Raw genomic sequence first — 17,133 nt, 5'->3', positions numbered from 1 at the left:
GTGCAGCATTTTCGCAGCAGCACGGCCGGCGAGGGGGCACAGGTCAGTACCCCGGCTAACCAGAAATCCTTCGGATTGCTTCTAACGGACCGGACCGAACGCCGCAGTCGTGTTTGCCTTCATCAGCCGCGTGCGTGTTTTTCCGGCCCCAAAGCTCACGAGCTCCAGCATCAAGGAGCCGCGGCATGAGTGACCTCACCGAGGTGGAAGTCCTGTGGCTTGAGAAGCGCATCGAAAACCGCATTCGGTTCGGTCGCATCGTCAAGGAACGGAAGCTTGATCGCCATCGGCGTGTCCTGTCATTTGCGCCCGGCAGTATCTTTGCCTTCGTCCGATGGACCTCCAACGACTTCGGCACGATCATTTCGCGCATCGACATCTTGCGCGCGGTCGCCGCGCGACAGCGCTGCTCAAGTGTACCGTATGTGACGCCCGGCGGCGAGATTTTGCTGCGGCTCTCAGGCTGGCCGAAGGTCGAACGAGTGTTGCAAATGATCGACGCCGTCGAGGCACTCGGCATCGATCCCGCTGACGTTGCGCCTGATCATTGGCATCACGTTCATAACCGCCTGTCCGTCAACGAAAACCCGCGTCCCTATACGAAGGCGCGCCACCAGGCCTGGCTTCACCGGCAGAGGGTCATGCGATGACACCGCGGCTCAAGACGTTGACCACGATGCTCGGCGGTGCCGTCGCACTTATCGCGCCAATCGTTCTGGAGATTACGCCGGCCTACATCTGGAATGCATCCGAGAGTGTGCCGATCGGACTCTACCGTGTGCAGCCGGCGGACAAACTGTTCGTTACGGAACTCCTCGCGGTACAGCCACCGGAGCCGCTCGCCACCTTCCTCGATCTGAACGGCTATTTGCCAGCCGGATTGCCGATGCTCAAACGCGTGCTGGCGATTCCCGGGCAGACCGTTTGCCGAAACGGGCTCGCCATTTCGGTTGACTCCATCCAAATGGGCGAAGCCCGGGAGCGCGATGGCCGTGGCCGTCCCCTCCCGAAATGGCAGGGCTGTCGCGTGGTCGGTGAGGGCGAACTCTTTGTGATGAACTGGCAGTCCACCAGCTCACTGGATGGCCGTTATTTCGGGCTCTTGCCGGCATCGGCTGTCATTGGGCGCGCGCTGCCGGTGTGGACCTGGGAGGATTGTTGGTGCCCGTATTGAGTTTCCGAACAACAATTCCTCTGTTCGGCCGAGTGCTGCACCATTCCTCCGTCCCGGCCGACAATTGCGCGGCCGTCGCACGCAGCGGCGGTCCAGGGCGGCCGAACGGCCGGCGCGAAGCGGCTTTACCCTGGACGGGCGCGAGCACGGCGGCAGGCTTGCGCTTGTTCGAAGGGAGCCTGCGCGCTGTCGTACCGTTGTTCATTGCGCTGACCGTGAGTAACGCCGCTGCTGTCGCCGGGACGCGACCCGCGCAGCCTTCAGCGCGTCATCGAGCTGGCGATCCGGTTTCGGAGTTTGTCGAGCAGGCCTCGCGGCGCTTCGGCGTGCCGGTGCGCTGGATACGCGCAGTCCTGGACGTCGAAAGTGCGGGAGACGCGCGTGCCAGGTCACCGAAAGGTGCCATGGGGCTGATGCAAATCATGCCGGCGACTTGGGCGGAACTTCGCGAGCGCTACAGTCTCGGGAACGATCCCTACGACCCGCGCGACAACATTCTGGCCGGCACGGCCTACTTGCGCGAACTGCTCGATCGGTATGGCTCGCCTGGCGTGTTTGCCGCCTACAACGCGGGACCATTTCGCTATGAAGAGCATCTCGCTGGCGGCTCTTTGCGAGACGAGACGCGAGCATACGTCACAAAGCTTGCAAATCTGCTTGCCATCGAACTGCCGCAGAGGTGGACGTCCAACGGACAGTCATCAGCAGCTGCGACGCTATTCGTCACGCGATCCGATCTCATGAAACCGCGCGATCGGTTGCTGGCGCTCATGCCATCGAGCGGTGTCACAACCGCAATCTCGGCACCCGATGTTTCACCCATGGTCCCCCGGCCTATTGGCGTGTTCGTCCGTCGATCGGATTCGGGAGTATCGCAATGACGAAGTGTGCGGGTTCGCAAGCCTTGGCGTGCTTCACCGAGCAGGTGGTACGTGCTGATGGCGTACGGGCGATGCCTTCGGCCCGCGCTCTACTCGTCGCTTCGCTCCTCACCGAGCCACCCTTCGGGTGTCTCGGCCCTTCGGGTAACGATCGCTATCGCAAGCGCTCGGAAGCAGTGGGGGTTTCGCGAGTTGGCTGCCAATTCGCGGCGGCTCTTTCGGGAATCAGCGGCCGGAAGACCACGACGGCAGGACGGCGAGATAAAAGGGGCTCGCCGGTCGAACCGCAAGCCACTGGCGTGGCTTGGGTTCTGGCGTGCCGGTCGGTCGGGGCGCGTGCCGCGCCTTGCATTTTGAACAATGCAATCAAGGACAATTTCGGCACTGTAGGCGCTTTCGCTCGCTTGGAGGGCCGGCTGTGACCGCAGGCGATAGCGAACTGCGAATTCGGCCTGGGCGCATCCGCCATACTCGCGCGCCCAAGTCCAAGACCTTCATCAGCCAGGTTCTGCGCGCGGCGAAGAAAGCAGGACACACATCGAGTCAGGCCGCGGCTGGCAGGCGTTCTGCGGCCTATGGGCGCTCGACGTTTGGCCGCGGCCGGCTCGCCTTTACTCGCAGCCGGTTGTTTAGCCCGACGCGGCGCGTCGTGGTGAAAGCGCGTGTTGTCCGCCACAAAGGCCGAGCTTTCCGTTCAGCGCCACTTACCGCCCACCTCTCGTATCTGAAGCGCGAGGGCGTGACCCGGAGTGGTGAACGGGCCGAGATGTTCGACGCCGGCAGCGACCGCGCCGATGCTACGGCGTTCGCCGAACGCTGCAAAGACGACCGGCATCATTTCCGGTTCATCGTCTCGCCAGAGGATGCCGGCGACATGACCGACCTGAAGGCGTTCACCCGCGATCTCGCCAGGCAGACGGAGACCGATCTTGGCACGCGGCTCGACTGGGTGGCGGTCGATCACTGGAATACCGACAACCCTCATGTCCACCTTCTCGTGCGGGGAGTAGATGAGCAAGGGGCGGATCTCGTGATCTGCCGCGACTATATCAGCCAGGGCCTCCGCTCGCGCGCCGAGGAACTGGTCGGCATCGAACTGGGGCCAAAACCCGAGCACGAAATCCGCAACTCACTGGAGAGGGAGGTTTCGGTTGAACGATGGACGCGGCTCGATCGGGAGATCCGGCTGGCGGCAGATGAGACCGGCTATATCGATCTTCGCCCAGAGAATCCCGGCAGTTCAGATCCTGAGATCCGGCGACTGATGATCGGTCGCCTTCAACACCTGGAGAAGATGGGCCTTGCCGCATCTGCCGCACCTGGGGAGTGGATGGTCGCGCTCGAGGCTGAGCGCAGCTTGCGCGACCTCGGCATGCGCGGCGACATCATCAAGACCATGCACCGCGCCTTTACCGAGCGCGGGGAAGCGCGCGGCGTTGCCGACTTCGTCATCGAAGGTAGACAGCCGGCGTCCGGGATCATCGGACGACTGGTCGATCGAGGGCTACATGATGAGCTGACCGGCGAGGCTTATGCCCTGATCGACGGGACAGACGGCCGCGTCCACCATGTCCGCTTCCGCGGGATCGAGGCCTTCGAACATGCACCGCCGATCGGCGGAATCGTCGAAGTCAGACGCTTCGGTCAAACCGGCGATCCGCGGCCGACCGTGGTGCTGGCAACCCGTTCCGATCTCGATCTCGCGGGGCAAGTTACGGCTAAAGGAGCGACGTGGCTCGACCACAGGCTGGTCGAACGCGATCCCATGCCGCTCGCCATGGGCGGATTCGGCCGCGAGGCCCGCGCCGCCATGGAAGCCCGTACCAAGCATCTGGTTCAGGACGGTCTGGCGCGGCGGAAGGGCCAACACATCATCTTGCAGCGCGACCTTCTGGACACGTTGCGGCGACGTGAACTGGACGAGGTGGCTGCAAAGGTCTCGGCCGACACCGGCCTGCCTCATGTGAAGGCGGCGTCCGGGGAGCGTGTGGCAGGTACGTATCGCCAGCGCCTGACGCTTACCTCGGGACGCTTCGCCATGATCGATAACGGGCTGGGTTTCCAACTCGTGCCTTGGTCGCGCGAGCTCGAACAGAAGCTCGGCCAACACGTCACCGGCGTCGTCAAGGACGGCGGTGGCATCGAATGGGGCTTTGGTCGCAAGCGGGACCTCGGCCTCTAGCATTCTCTCCAATGCAGTTGCGCAAAGGACTTTCGAGATGTCCGGAACCAAGATCCTCTGGGGACAGGTGATCGTTGTCGGCCTGATCGTTTTGCTCGCCATCTGGGGCGCGACCGAGTGGACGGCCTGGCGGCTCGCCTGGCAGCCGGAGCTCGGACGTCCTTGGTTCGAATTGTCAGGCTGGAAGGTCTATTACCCGCCGGTCTTCTTCTGGTGGTGGTTCGTCTACGACGCCTATGCGCCTCAGGTCTTTGTCGAGGGCGCCTTCATCGCGGCTTCGGGGACATTCATTTCAATCGCGGTGGCGATCGGCATGTCGGTCTGGCGGGCACGCGAGGCCAAGAATGTCGAGACCTATGGCTCGGCGCGCTGGGCAGATCTGGGGGAGGTGAGAGCGGCCGGGCTTCTCGGCCCGGATGGCGTGGTGCTGGGCAAGCTCGACCGCGACTACCTGCGGCATAACGGGCCGGAGCACGTGTTGTGTTTCGCGCCTACTCGGTCTGGCAAAGGTGTCGGCCTGGTCGTTCCCTCGCTGCTTGCCTGGCCGGGTTCGGCCATCGTTCACGACATCAAGGGTGAGAACTGGCAACTGACCGCCGGCTTCCGCGCGCGACATGGCCGCGTCCTTCTGTTCGATCCGACGAATCCAAAGTCGTCAGCCTACAATCCGCTTCTCGAGGTCCGTCGTGGGGAATGGGAGGTTCGCGACGTCCAGAACGTCGCCGACGTCCTGGTCGACCCCGAAGGCTCGCTCGATAAGCGGAACCATTGGGAGAAGACCAGTCATTCGCTCCTGGTCGGCGCCATCCTTCACGTCCTTTATGCCGAGGCGGACAAGACCTTGGCCGGCGTGGCCGCCTTTCTGTCCGACCCGAAGCGGCCGATCGAAGCGACGCTGAAGGCGATGATGACCAGCGCGCATCTTGGCGAGCAGGGTGCTCATCCCGTGGTCGCCTCGACCGCCCGCGAACTCCTTAACAAATCGGAGAATGAACGCTCTGGCGTGCTGTCCACCGCGATGTCATTTCTCGGGCTGTACCGCGATCCCGTCGTGGCCCGGGTGACCTGCCGGTGCGACTGGCGGATAGCCGACCTAATCGCGGATAGCCGCCCCACCACGCTGTACCTGGTGGTGCCCCCCTCGGATATCTCACGAACCAAACCATTGATTCGCTTGGTGCTGAACCAGATTGGCCGGCGCTTGACCGAGGACTTGCACGCCCGCGACCGCCGGCATCGCGTCTTGATGATGCTCGACGAGTTCCCAGCTCTGGGGCGGCTCGATTTCTTCGAGTCCGCGCTGGCCTTCATGGCGGGGTACGGCATCAAGAGTTTCTTGATTGCGCAATCGCTCAATCAGATCGAAAAGGCCTATGGGCCGAACAATGCGATCCTCGACAACTGTCACGTCCGGGTCAGCTTCGCGACCAATGACGAGCGGACCGCGAAACGCGTGTCCGATGCGCTCGGTACGGCGACCGAGATGAGGGCCATGAAGAACTATGCCGGTCACAGATTGAATCCCTGGCTGGGGCACCTGATGGTCTCCCGTCAGGAGACTGCAAGGCCGCTGCTGACCCCAGGCGAGGTCATGCAGCTTCCGCCAATGGACGAGATCGTCATGGTGGCAGGGACAGCGCCGATCCGGGCGAAGAAGGTACGCTACTACGAGGATCGGCGATTCACCGAGCGGGTTCTGCCGCCGCCCGATCTCGCGGCCGCCGGCCGGTCATCGCGAACGGACGGATGGTCAGCGCTCGGAACGCCGAATCCGACGGGAGATCCAACTGACAAAGCCGCGGACGCCGAGGAAGACACGGCGAACAGCGGCCTCCGTCGCGAGCCCGAACTCCCCGATCACGTCGCGATTGTCAAGGAGACGACCGAGCCGACGCCGGCAGAAGAGTTTGCCGTCGTGCTTGACGACGACGAGGACGCGGTTCGCCAGTCTCGACTTATCCGTCAGCAGATGCGCGGCATCACCCGTCAGGTCGTCATGGACCCAAACGACGGCATGGACCTGTGAGGCAAATATGCGCGACCGGATGAACGTGTATTTCCCGCCAGAGCTTCTGAAACAGATCTCGGAACTCGCCGATCGCAAGCGGCTCTCTCGGTCTGCGATCGTGGAAGCGGCTGTTGCTTCATTTTTATCGCCCGACGGAGAGGACAGGCGGGAAGCCGCATTTGCCCGTCGCCTGGACAGGCTATCGCGCCAGATGCAGCGGCTGGAGCGTGACGTTGGTTTGACGGCTGAGACCTTGGCTCTGTTCATCCGCTTCTGGCTGACGATTACGCCACCGTTGCCCAACGATGCGCAAGCGGCCGCGCAGGCAAAGGGCAGGGAGCGCTTTGAAGGATTTGTCGAAGCGCTCGGACGCCGGCTGCAGAAGGGGCAGAGCTTTTTGCGGGACATTCCAGAGGATATCGTTCGTCAGGAGACCGACAGCCAAACCTGATTGAACCACGTAGGTCAGGGATTTTTGCCGATCTTTCTTTTTCCACGCCAGCCCACGATCGCAGCAATTTAGCCAACCCGACAAAAAGCTGGACGCGCTATCGGCTCGCATGAGCTAGAGAGCAAAAGGGGCAGCATGCAAAATTCGGAGGCATGGCGTCTCGTCGCGCGCGTTTTTCTCCCATTTGCTGCCGGATACTATCTTTCGTATCTGTTCCGAACGATCAACGCTCTGATTTCCAGTCATCTCGTCGCGGAGATCGGTCTCGGCACTGCCGATCTCGGGCTCCTCACGTCCGTCTACTTCCTGGTGTTCGCGGCGGCGCAGATTCCAATCGGTATTCTGCTGGATCGCTTTGGCCCTCGCCGGATTCAGAGTTGCCTGCTTTTGGTCGCCGCCGCAGGCTCCTGCCTATTCGCGATGTCGACCGGGTTGCCATCGCTCTTGATTTCGCGAGCATTGATCGGCCTTGGTTTGGCGGCGGCATTGACGGCTGGATTGAAGTCCATCGTTCTCTGGTTTCCGAGCGAACGAGTGGCCTTGCTGAACGGCTACATGATCATGCTGGGCTCGCTCGGAGCGGTGACCGCCACGACCCCGGCCGAACACCTCCTCGGCTGGATCAGCTGGCGACAGCTCTTTGAAATCCTGGCGGCGGCAACCGGCGCGACGGCCCTGCTCATCTATATCGTGGTTCCTGAACGACCCATCATCCCGCCAACAGCATCGACGGTCAGCACACTGAGCTCCGTCTTTCGCGATTGGCGTTTCTGGCGAATTGCCCCGTTGTCAGCCACTTGCGTGGGATCGGCCTGGTCTCTGCAAGGATTGTGGGCGGCGCCGTGGCTGACCGACGTCGAGGGATTTGATCGAACGAGACTTGTCGGACAGCTATTCACGATGTCGCTCGTCCTTTGCGGCGGTGCCTGGTTGTTCGGCACATTAGTCCATTGCATCAAGCGAAGAGGGGGTGGAGTAGAGATTATCGCGGGCGTGATTGCAGGGCTGTTCATCGCGGCCGAGCTATCCTTGATCCTTCGCGTGCCTTTGCCGTCGATCTTGCCTTGGTCGGTGGTCGCAATTGTCGGAACGGCAACCGTGGTCAGCTTCGCGGCGATAATTGAATACTTTCCGCCAGAACTTACCGGTCGTGCCAACGGCGCGTTGAATGTGCTGCACTTCGGTTGGGCATTTCTTTCCCAATTCGGGACCGGCTTGATCTTGCAGCAATGGCCACTCGTGGAGGGCCACAGGACCGTCCTGGCCTATCAGGTCGCGTTCGGTGTGAATGCGACGGTGCAGATCACCGCCTTCGTCTGGTTCGCGCTACCGTGGCTTGGATCCTTCGGGCGGCGGATGCGTTCAATTCCGCTCTTTCTGCCTGCTGGCGTTTCCGACAAGGCCGAAACGTTCATGCCCAACGAGCAATTGCTCGTGGTCATGCCGGCGGATGCCGATGCGGAGTGGTGAACCACGTCCGCAGCAAGCTTACCGAGGAATACCATGAACGTTCAGCAGCGCTCCGGTTCGCTTCGCACGAGTGCGCGTATGAGTTTTCGGTCTTTCTTTTTCTACGCCAATCTACGCTTCCCGTAAGCGCTTGTTGCGCCAAATCCATTGGTGCTTTTTCTAATCAACCCACCTGAGGACGCTCCAGACGTTCTCGTTCGGTGGGGACGGCAGTGGCAATCCATTCCATTCAATCGGAAGCGAATTCGCGCAGTGCGCGAATGCTGCGGAGCGCACTTGGCGCGGCAATCGCAGGCTACCTGGAAGATGATGCGATCGTCGAGGTCATGCTCAATCCCGATGGGCGGCTTTGGATCGACCGTCTGTCGAGTGGCTTGGTTGACACAGGCGAAACCCTGTCTGCGGCGGACGGCGAGCGCATCGTTCGTCTGGTGGCTCACCATGTAGGCGCGGAGGTGCACGCCAGCTCGCCACGCGTGTCGGCTGAACTTCCCGGGGCCGGCGAGCGCTTCGAGGGCCTCTTGCCTCCGGTCGTTGCTGCCCCGGCTTTTGCTATCCGCAAGCCAGCGGTCGCCGTCTTTACGCTGCACGATTACGTCGCCGCCGGAACCATGACCTCCGGGCAAGCCGACGCCCTGAGGACTGCGGTCGCCACTCGCAAGAATATCTTGGTGGCCGGTGGCACATCGACCGGCAAGACGACATTGACCAATGCTCTCTTGGCGGAGGTAGCGAAGACCGCTGATCGTGTCGTCCTGATCGAAGATACGCGCGAACTTCAATGCAAGGCGCCCAACCTTGTGGCGCTGCGGACTAAGGACGGCGTAGCCACCTTGTCTGACCTCGTTCGCTCCTCACTCCGGCTGCGTCCTGACCGCATCCCAATCGGCGAGGTCCGCGGGGCCGAAGCTCTCGATCTTCTCAAGGCGTGGGGTACCGGCCATTTCATTGGCTTACTCCTTCGGCGACAGTATTCCGAATTCATGGGAACGGTGGATATTGGATATAATATGAACGTATTGTATGCAGTGGTTGAATAATATACAAATGTATTTTATACAATTCTATGTCGATCGCGGCCTGCAACAGGCGCCGGAGAAGCAGGGATGAGATCTCAACCAGCCGCAAAAGATCGATGGGCCGGAGGTCATGGGTCGGCGCCGGACACCGTGTGCGAGGCGCTGCGGCGTGCGATCAGTTCCGGCGAGTTTGCGCCTGGATTTCAGCTCCGGCAGGACGAACTGGCGGAGCGGTTCGGAACCAGTCGTATCCCAGTAAGAGAGGCCCTTAGGCAGTTGGAAGCGGAGGGTTTCGTTACGCTGCAGCCCAATCGCGGCGCGGTCGTTTCGGATTTGTCGATCGACGAGGTGCTGGAGCTGCTTGAGATTCGCATTGCACTCGAATGCCATGCCCTGTGCCTGGCAATCCCGGCGATGGGAGAGATCGATCTCGAGGAAGCCAACAAAATTCTCCGGTCGTATGACCGGGAGCCCGACCCGGGAAAATGGGGCGCATTCAATTGGCGATTCCACAAAGCACTCTACGCGCCCTGCAATCGCCCGCGGCTGCTGGCGATGATCGAGGCGAACTACGGCCACGTCAGCCGTTTTACCCGAGCACTGGTTTCCCGCGCGACCGGCAAGGAGCGTCCACAGCGTGAGCATTACCAGTTGCTCGAACTGTGCCGCAACGGCGAGATCGAAAAGGCCGTCCGCCTGTTGCGCGACCACATTGTGCAGACCCAGAAAACGCTCAGGTCCGCACAACGTTACACCTTGCGGGAAGACAGCCCGTAAGCTGACTTGCTCCGCGTCTCTCAGCCCACATGCAATGTCAAACCAGGATGGCAGTCCGAGCGGATGCGTCCTGATCGCGTGCCAATAAAAGTCGATTTGGAAAGTCGACTTGGAGAAAGAGTGAAATGACTGCTCGCAAAGCTGATGTCGCCGTTATCGGAGCAGGAATCGTCGGTATCGCCTGCGCTTACCATTTGGCCAAGTGCCGCCCTGCCTTGCGGATCGTGATTGTCGACCAGAGTGCACCCATGGGCCTCACCTCGGCCGCCTCGGGTGAAAACTACCGCAACTGGTGGCCACATCCGATCATGACGGCATTCACCGACTATAGCATCGACCTGCTCGAGGAAATTGCCAAGCGGCACGACAACTGCATACATATTACGCGCCGGGGCTACGCACTGGCGACACGTCAGCGGAAGCCGGATCAACTGCTGGAGGAACTCTATACCGGTTACGGGCCAGAGGGCGCCAGCCGGATACGTGTGCACGAAGCTGCGTCCACGTCGTCCTACACGCCGGCGGTTTCGGAGGACTGGCGCGACGCCCCCGAGGGCGTCGATGTGATTCAAAATCCGGCTTTGATCCGGCGTCATTTTCCGACGTTCGACAGCGAAGTTTCCACCGTTCTCCATGTTCGTCGCGCCGGAGATATCAGCGGCCAGCAGCTTGGAAGCCTGATGTTGGAGGAAATCCGAACTGCAGGAGGCAAAGTGAGTTTGGCGTGTGTCACTGAAATCGCCCGGCAAGGCGGTGGCTTCGTACTGAAGACGCGTGGCAAGGAAGGCGAGCAGATGCTGCACGCCGAGATCCTGGTGAACGCCGCCGGCCCCTACGTCGCCGATATAGCGGGAATGCTAGGGGAGCAGCTTCCAGTCGAGAACGTATTCCATCAGAAAATTGCGTTCGCCGATAACCTCGGTGCTATCGATCGACGAATGCCATTCTCGATTGACTTGGATGCGCAGATGCTCGACTGGACGAGCCAGGAGCGTCAGCTTCTCGATGAGGATTCCACAACGGCCTGGCTCGCCCGCCCCATGCCAGGTGGAATCCACTGCCGTCCGGACGGTGGCGATCACGGAAAATGGATCAAGCTTGGCTGGGCTTATAATCAAACGCCGTCAGAACCGAAGGGGACGCTACCGATCGACCCCAACTTTCCGGATATTGTTCTAAGAGGAGCAAGCCGGCTCAATCCCCGCCTTAGGCAATACTACGGGCGGCTGCCGCGGCAAATTGCGCACTACGGTGGGTATTATACTATGACGAAGGAAAATTGGCCGCTGATTGGGCCCATGAAGACCGAGGGGGCCTTCGTCGCCGGCGCGCTTTCAGGTTTCGGAACGATGGCTGCCTGTGCAACGGGAGCGCTTTGCGCAGACTGGATTCGAGGTGCAAGTCGGTTCGAATTCGCAGAACGTCTCAGCCTGTCTCGCTACGACGACAAGAATTTCATACGAAAGCTGCAGGATGGCGCGAGAACCGGTACCCTTTAGCTCGGCCGGCTGAGGCGGTTGATCGGGCGTCGGGAGTACCCAAAACGGCAATCGTGTGCGCGGCATGACGAAGCATCCAAGTGCGGGCCAACGAAAACGATGCGCTCGTCGCGGGACAACAAGCCGTCGACCACACGCCAACATGGCCCTCTCGCTAAGTCTTTGGTGAGTGTGGCTTGCGTGTGGTCGCGCGATCCAGCCAAATTACTGATTTTCTGGCGCACCCGACACGATTCGCACCTGTGACCGTTGCTGTCGGAAGAGCGACGCTGGGCAGATGTGAGTCTCTCGGTCAACGCATTGATTCAGAGAATTAGTCGCCACACGTTGGCGCGATTTCATAGCTCCATCATTCCCATCCAGAACATGCTTTTGGTCGCCCACTTCGATATCGTACTTACGTACGAACTCCAGCGGGCCATCATCGCCGATGCGGAACACCGACAATCCGGCGGCAACGATCTTTAGACCGTCACCGTCGCGTATGGTGACAGGGAGGTTGTGCTCCGCCACCAGCATGCGGCCGCTCGGATGGATGTCGGATGGATACCAGTGACTCAATACGTTGAACGGGGCAGGGTTCACCCGTCTCCTGGTCGATCTTGAATACCGCAGTGACCGGGGCGTCATATACCTCGGAGCCGCGGCCAGCACAAAAGCCGCACCGCTCGTTAGCCGGACAACGCGTCGTACCGGACGACTTGGGACCGAAAGCCTCACGACTTGTGACCGATAGCCACCAAGAATGCAGGCATCGCGCGGTGCCGAAAACCCTGAAATCGCTTGGTCCAAGCCCTCCCAACCAGAAGGAGAAAGCTTGTGAAGATAAGCCTTTCAATAGATCCGGGCGTGGCCGTGGCCATCCTGCATCTCCTAGCAACCACCCTCTAAACGAGGGGTGCCCGCACATCGGCCGATATGCGGGCTCAATCATTTGTGCCGCAGATTCTTCAAATCTTCTTTTTACGAAAGATACGCTTCTTCATCGGCGGCCCTCGACGTTCGTCGCCGGCGTGGACGGCGTTGACGATGTCTGTACGTAGCTTGACGATCGCGTCCGAATGCTCGTCCAAGTCGCCCCCGTACTCGAACATCTTCTGCTGCTTCATCGATCCGCGCGCGACTTGGTAGACCCGATCTCCGCCGTAGGTCGACGACCAACGACCGTGCACAACCGCAATGCGAGCTTCGTTCACCTTGTGGCAGGCCTTCAGCAGCTTCTCGAGCACGGGATCCGGCTTTCCGTCTTGCCGATCCTCCTCAATCGCTGATGCGGCAAGGATTGCCGTGACCAGCTTCGCGAAGTCGAACGCCGCCGTCATGATGTCGTTGTGCTCGAGATCGATGCTGACCTTCTTCCGGAATATGCGGCGCAACTCGGCCTCAAGCTGGCTGTATTCGAACACGAAGCGGCCGATCTCGCGGTAGAGATCGCTCTTGTCGCCGTTCCAGCCGATGATGTCGGCCAGCGAATTTTCCATCCGCGCGCGCCGCTTCTTGCCTGACCTTACTTTTTCATCGCTGGACATGGCCACGCCTTCGTCAGCGCTTTCGGGAACATGATCGCCGGCAGCCCGTCACGCTCAACCGGGTTGTCCGTGAGATATTTGCAGAACACGTCTGTAACCTGCTCGAGGGTGGCGCGGTCCGACTTGCAGTATCCGACGACGCGATCCAACGCGAAGTCGACCTCTGCGTCGTTGTTCGGCATGTCCTTGTGCCAATGCCGCATGTTGTCGATCGCGGTGGCGCCGTGGGCGGCCATGTCATAGAGGCCGGCGACGTAGGTCTGCGCCATCGATTTGTCGCGCTGGCACCACTGGTGGACGTCGTTGCCGGAGAAGAACGCCGTCGACGGCACCTCGGCGGCGAGCGCAGAACCCGACAGGCCGAAACAGGCCGCGACCAGCATCAACCGCATCATTGTATGATGCGAAGGTGGGAGGCGCGGCCCTTCTCCTGGCCGGGGAGATCGATCGAATACGTCTTCGCGACCTCGGTCTCGTTCATCATCAACACTTTCGACAGATCGGCTACCGAATAGCCCATGTCGTTTATGTGCAACGAGACGAGGTCGGAGAGCGTGCGCGGCTCCTCCATCGGGAAGTCGAGCTCCGGCGGCTCGCGCAGCCTGATCTTCTGGATGTTGAATTGCTTCCAGATGTACTGGGCCTGGGTTTCGTTCAGAAAGCCCGCGCGTTTGGCGGCGAACACTAGCGAGCCCATCGAAACCTTCCACTCCGGTTTCAAGGCCGCGAGCAGGCGCAAGTCAACACGGCGTTCGGCGAAGTACGGCTTGACGTCCTCGGTGGGAACCAGGAAGCACGAAGCGAAGGTGTCGGCCTCTTCCTCCATGTTCGGCGTCGGATACCCGTGCATGATCACGTGGCCGAGTTCGTGGCACAGAGTGAATCGCATGCGATCCGCAGGCTGCCGCCGGTTGAGCACGATGATGTGCGGCATGCCCGGCACGGAGAAGCGCACGCCCGAGACGGTCGAGCCGCCCAGGTCGGAATGCGCCACCAGGATGCCGGCTTGCTCGACCAGCGCGGTGAGGTCGTGGATGGGGCCATCGGGGACCTGCCAGAAGCGACGGAGCAGGCCGGCGATCTTCTCGGCGTCGTTGTCGTATTCGTCGGCGTCGAACCTCGGGAGCTTGTTCACCGGATCGAGGTCAGTCGCCTCCAGCAGCTTGCGTAAGTGCATGACGCGCACGTTAAGCTCAGCGACAATCCGGTGGAGCTCGGTCGCCGACACATTCGACTTTTTGCGCCACATCGGCGCATGCACGCTGATCGGCGCGCCGTAGATGGCGTCGGTTTGGCCGAAGAACTCCACCGGCACCGAGAAAATCTCGGCCGCCGTCTCGAGCAGTTGCGCGGTCGGCTCCTTCAATCCGTTCTCGATGCGAGACAGTTCAGTGTTCGGCAGGCGGAGGCATTCCGCCGCCTCGTTCTGCGGGAATCCGCGTAGCTGCCGCGCGAGGCGCAGCATGGTTCCAACCTTCGACATTTCGCAGTCCTCACCCTGGCAGTCGGCGACGATTCTCGTTTACGTCCGGTTAACCGCCTCGGGCGGGTCAGGACGCTTTGCCGCCGTTCTTTTCCTTGGTCTTGGCCATGTCCTTGAGCTTCGCCACACTGCGGCGGCGGGGCTGCGGGATGGCGGTCTTCTGCGGGAACTCAATGATGCCCTGCTGGCCGCCGGGCAGTTCGTAGCTCCAGAGCTGGCCATCCCCGTTGCGCGCCGTCACGTGCACCGACTTGTAGCCGGTACCGAACTCGTTCACCTTCCAGCAGACCTCGACCTTCATCGCCTGCGGCGCGTCCGCAAACGGGATGCCGGGATCCAGAAAGTTGTCGTTGGCGCCGGTGGAGATGTTGCTGCCCTTGCCGCGGCGGACCGCCTTCTTGAACCGCACTAGCACCCGGCCGCCGAACAGGAAGCGCGCCGTCGCGCCGGTCGGGAAGACCACCACGTCCGCCTTGCCGTTGAACTCCGCGATCGCGGCGCGGATGACGCTGTCGAACACGTCGGCCGAGTCAGTCCGCTTGTACACATTGCCGGCGCCGCGCTTGGCGAGGAAGTCCTTGAACGCCTTATCGAGCACCTTGCGGATCCGCTTGTTGAACGGCTCAAGGATCTCGCGGACTTCCTTCTCGACGGGCAACGACATGCACGGTGGCCTCCGGTGAATCGCTAGCAGGAACCCTATCAGGAAAACGCCAAATTCAAAGATTATTTTTCAATTCTGTTGCATTTCTATTCTAAGTGCATGATTATAATTGTATTTATACATTGTAAAATTTTCACTCATTCTCACTTAGCGGTAGGTAGGTCAAAAACCGGTTCTCGGGCCAAGGCAGCGGTACTCGCCGCCGAGGTGTCGGATTTGAACTGGGGCGGGCGAGCAAGCGGCTCTCTCTCGAGAAAAAGCCTCGCCCCCTCGAGGGCAAGCTTGAACTAGAAATGGACCCCGGCTGCCTCGTGGATGAAATCCGGATGAGAGCCAGCGCCAGCACACCCCGGCTTTTGGGCTGGTAAGGCCGTGACGTGTTCGGCCCAACGTTCGAGCGCATCACGCATCTCGGCCGCGTACCGCGCGCGGTTATATACACCGGCTACGCCAGCCCGGTGGCCGCTGACGTGGTTTAGGATCGCCTCCACGATGTGTGGCAGCACGCCAAGCCGGTCGGCCATCACAGTGGACGCGGATCTGCGAAGATCATGGACCGTCCAATGGGGTAGGAATTCACCCAGGGCTTCCGCAATGCGCGCATCAAGCGCCGACTTCGACCTTGACCAGCCGGAGAACCCGCGATGCGGGTCACCGCTGCGTCGGGGTCCGTCACCAAAGAGAAAGTCTCGACCATCTCGGCGGGGTGGGAGTAGGGCCAGGGCGGCGGGAACAAATGGCAGCAAATGCTCGCGATGGTTCTTGGTCCGGGTGCCTGGCAGCGTCCAGAGCCCCGCACCGGTGTCAAGTTCGGCCCATTGCATACTGCCAACTTCATCACGGCGTTGGGCTGTGAGCAGCAATAGACGCACGATGCGTCCGTAATCGTCATCGCGACAGGCTCGCCAGATCGCTGATAGCTCGGTCTCCGTTAGGACCCGTTCGCGGCTTCCCGGCTGCGCGGGTCGATTGGTGCCGAGAACCGGGTTCGCAGCAATGTCGAGGCCCTCGCGTATTGCCCAGTTGAACATTGAGGACAGTGCTGTCCGGGCGCGGGCTGCTGAGACCGCTCCGTGAGTTGATGCAATGTCAGTGACGCGAGCCGAGATATGACGGCGGGTGATCTGGAAGACCGAAACCGGATGCAGGGGTTTCCAACTGACCAGCAGATAGCGCTCTATTTCCGAATAGGTCCTGGGCATCAGCCTTTGCTTGGCGTTCCGGAGATACTGATCCACGATTGTCCGGAGCGTGTCGGCCGCCTGCAGGCGCGCTTTGGCTTTCTCGTCCGCCGGGTCTTTGCCATTGGCAACGAGGCCCAAAAGCCGTTTGGCCTCCTTGCGTGCCAGCTCTGGTGTCCAGGGGGCACCGTGCGGACCGATGGTGACGAAGCGCTGCCGACCGAACACGCGATACTTTAGGACGTAGGTCGCCTGGTCGCGTTGACGCCGTACACCAAAGCCCCGCACCGCTTCGCGGTGGTCTGCGTCCCAGATAGTTTCGCCCGGCTTGAGCGCTTGCACTGCGCGGATCGTTATACTCGAAACAGCCATCGATCGCCTCTGTAGCTACCACGTAGCTACCACCATAGCGCCAATTGCAGCGCAGGTAAGGCGAGGACCGGCGGTCTTACTTCTTGATAATGCAACGATTTGCGTACGAACGGCGGGAATGGCGTAGTGCCGGCGGAGCCCTGTCTGTGTCTGTGGAACAGGAGGTCGGTGGTTCGAGCCCACCCAACTGTACCAACGGTGCGGCAGGGCTTAAGCAGACATCACGGATTGGCGCCTCCCGCCTGCGGCAGGCGCGTTATCATCATTTCGCGATCTGCGTATAAAACCGGTCGGGAGCGCGGTGAGAGTGTCGAAACTCCACATGAACCATAGCTGGTCAGTCGCAAGGGGCAGTGGAAGAAGCGCTCGTTGCCCAACGCGCGGCCTGCGCTATCTGCGACATGGCATCTGCGATATCCGGCAATATAAAGAGTGCACTATCA

16 protein-coding genes are annotated in these 17,133 nt (G+C 61.0%); 10 read left to right on the top strand and 6 right to left on the bottom strand.

All coding sequences use genetic code 11. The annotated features are described in order from the left end of the window. Positions 1-185: 185 nt before the first annotated feature. The 10 genes from AC0L30_RS33225 to AC0L30_RS33180 all read left to right on the top strand — a co-directional run bounded on the left by AC0L30_RS33225 (position 186) and on the right by AC0L30_RS33180 (position 11,461). Complete coding sequence (locus AC0L30_RS33225; RefSeq protein ID WP_473309130.1) at positions 186-650, top strand: DUF2840 domain-containing protein; 465 nt, start codon at positions 186-188, stop codon at positions 648-650. After that, on the top strand, positions 647-1,174 hold the full coding sequence (locus tag AC0L30_RS33220) for a S26 family signal peptidase (RefSeq protein WP_473309131.1): 528 nt from the start codon (positions 647-649) through the stop codon (positions 1,172-1,174). The genes AC0L30_RS33225 and AC0L30_RS33220 overlap by 4 nt, the downstream gene beginning before the upstream one ends. A 158-nt stretch (positions 1,175-1,332) precedes the next feature. Next, positions 1,333-2,055, top strand: a complete 723-nt coding sequence (locus AC0L30_RS33215; protein WP_473406137.1) for a lytic transglycosylase domain-containing protein — start codon at positions 1,333-1,335, stop codon at positions 2,053-2,055. A 418-nt stretch (positions 2,056-2,473) separates the two neighbouring features. Continuing rightward, on the top strand, positions 2,474-4,237 hold the full coding sequence (locus AC0L30_RS33210) for a relaxase/mobilization nuclease domain-containing protein (RefSeq protein ID WP_473406138.1): 1,764 nt from the start codon (positions 2,474-2,476) through the stop codon (positions 4,235-4,237). Between the two features lie 37 nt (positions 4,238-4,274). Then, the gene (locus AC0L30_RS33205; RefSeq protein WP_473406136.1) at positions 4,275-6,263 is read left to right on the top strand and encodes a conjugal transfer protein TraG; all 1,989 of its coding nucleotides are present in this window, start codon (positions 4,275-4,277) and stop codon (positions 6,261-6,263) included. Positions 6,264-6,270: 7 nt separating this feature from the next. Then, positions 6,271-6,696 carry a ribbon-helix-helix domain-containing protein gene (locus tag AC0L30_RS33200; protein WP_473406135.1) on the top strand — a complete coding sequence of 142 codons (426 nt, stop codon included), beginning with the start codon at positions 6,271-6,273 and terminating at the stop codon, positions 6,694-6,696. Between the two features lie 135 nt (positions 6,697-6,831). Next, positions 6,832-8,166 (top strand): MFS transporter, encoded by a 1,335-nt coding sequence (locus tag AC0L30_RS33195; protein ID WP_473406134.1) that lies wholly within the window; start codon positions 6,832-6,834, stop codon positions 8,164-8,166. 260 nt (positions 8,167-8,426) lie between these two features. Beyond that, positions 8,427-9,206 carry a P-type conjugative transfer ATPase TrbB gene (gene trbB, locus AC0L30_RS33190; protein WP_473306681.1) on the top strand — a complete coding sequence of 260 codons (780 nt, stop codon included), beginning with the start codon at positions 8,427-8,429 and terminating at the stop codon, positions 9,204-9,206. A 66-nt stretch (positions 9,207-9,272) separates the two neighbouring features. Next, complete coding sequence (locus tag AC0L30_RS33185) at positions 9,273-9,962, top strand: GntR family transcriptional regulator (protein ID WP_473306673.1); 690 nt, start codon at positions 9,273-9,275, stop codon at positions 9,960-9,962. 125 nt (positions 9,963-10,087) lie between these two features. After that, positions 10,088-11,461, top strand: a complete 1,374-nt coding sequence (locus AC0L30_RS33180; protein WP_473406133.1) for an NAD(P)/FAD-dependent oxidoreductase — start codon at positions 10,088-10,090, stop codon at positions 11,459-11,461. Positions 11,462-11,665: 204 nt separating this feature from the next. On the opposite strand, the gene AC0L30_RS33175 is transcribed toward AC0L30_RS33180, so the two are convergent. The 6 genes from AC0L30_RS33175 to AC0L30_RS33150 form a co-directional block, all read right to left on the bottom strand. Next, positions 11,666-12,046, bottom strand: a complete 381-nt coding sequence (locus tag AC0L30_RS33175) for a hypothetical protein (protein ID WP_473306668.1) — start codon at positions 12,044-12,046, stop codon at positions 11,666-11,668. Positions 12,047-12,411: 365 nt separating this feature from the next. Beyond that, positions 12,412-12,990 carry a hypothetical protein gene (locus tag AC0L30_RS33170; protein WP_473306666.1) on the bottom strand — a complete coding sequence of 193 codons (579 nt, stop codon included), beginning with the start codon at positions 12,988-12,990 and terminating at the stop codon, positions 12,412-12,414. Continuing rightward, on the bottom strand, positions 12,969-13,385 hold the full coding sequence (locus AC0L30_RS33165) for a Rap1a/Tai family immunity protein (protein WP_473306663.1): 417 nt from the start codon (positions 13,383-13,385) through the stop codon (positions 12,969-12,971). The genes AC0L30_RS33170 and AC0L30_RS33165 overlap by 22 nt, the downstream gene beginning before the upstream one ends. Further along, entirely contained in the window at positions 13,382-14,473 is a 1,092-nt protein-coding gene (locus AC0L30_RS33160; protein ID WP_473306659.1) for a helix-turn-helix domain-containing protein, read from the bottom strand. The genes AC0L30_RS33165 and AC0L30_RS33160 overlap by 4 nt, the downstream gene beginning before the upstream one ends. A gap of 67 nt (positions 14,474-14,540) precedes the next feature. After that, positions 14,541-15,137, bottom strand: coding sequence for a hypothetical protein (locus AC0L30_RS33155; protein WP_473306656.1), 597 nt, complete (start codon positions 15,135-15,137; stop codon positions 14,541-14,543). Positions 15,138-15,424: 287 nt separating this feature from the next. Beyond that, positions 15,425-16,690 carry a tyrosine-type recombinase/integrase gene (locus tag AC0L30_RS33150; RefSeq protein WP_473406132.1) on the bottom strand — a complete coding sequence of 422 codons (1,266 nt, stop codon included), beginning with the start codon at positions 16,688-16,690 and terminating at the stop codon, positions 15,425-15,427. Positions 16,691-17,133 lie beyond the last annotated feature (443 nt).

Source organism: Bradyrhizobium sp. MI1.11 (genome assembly GCF_055811255.1).
The sequence above is the reverse complement of the archived record's forward strand: the minus strand, read 5'-3'. Positions and strand labels throughout refer to the sequence as shown.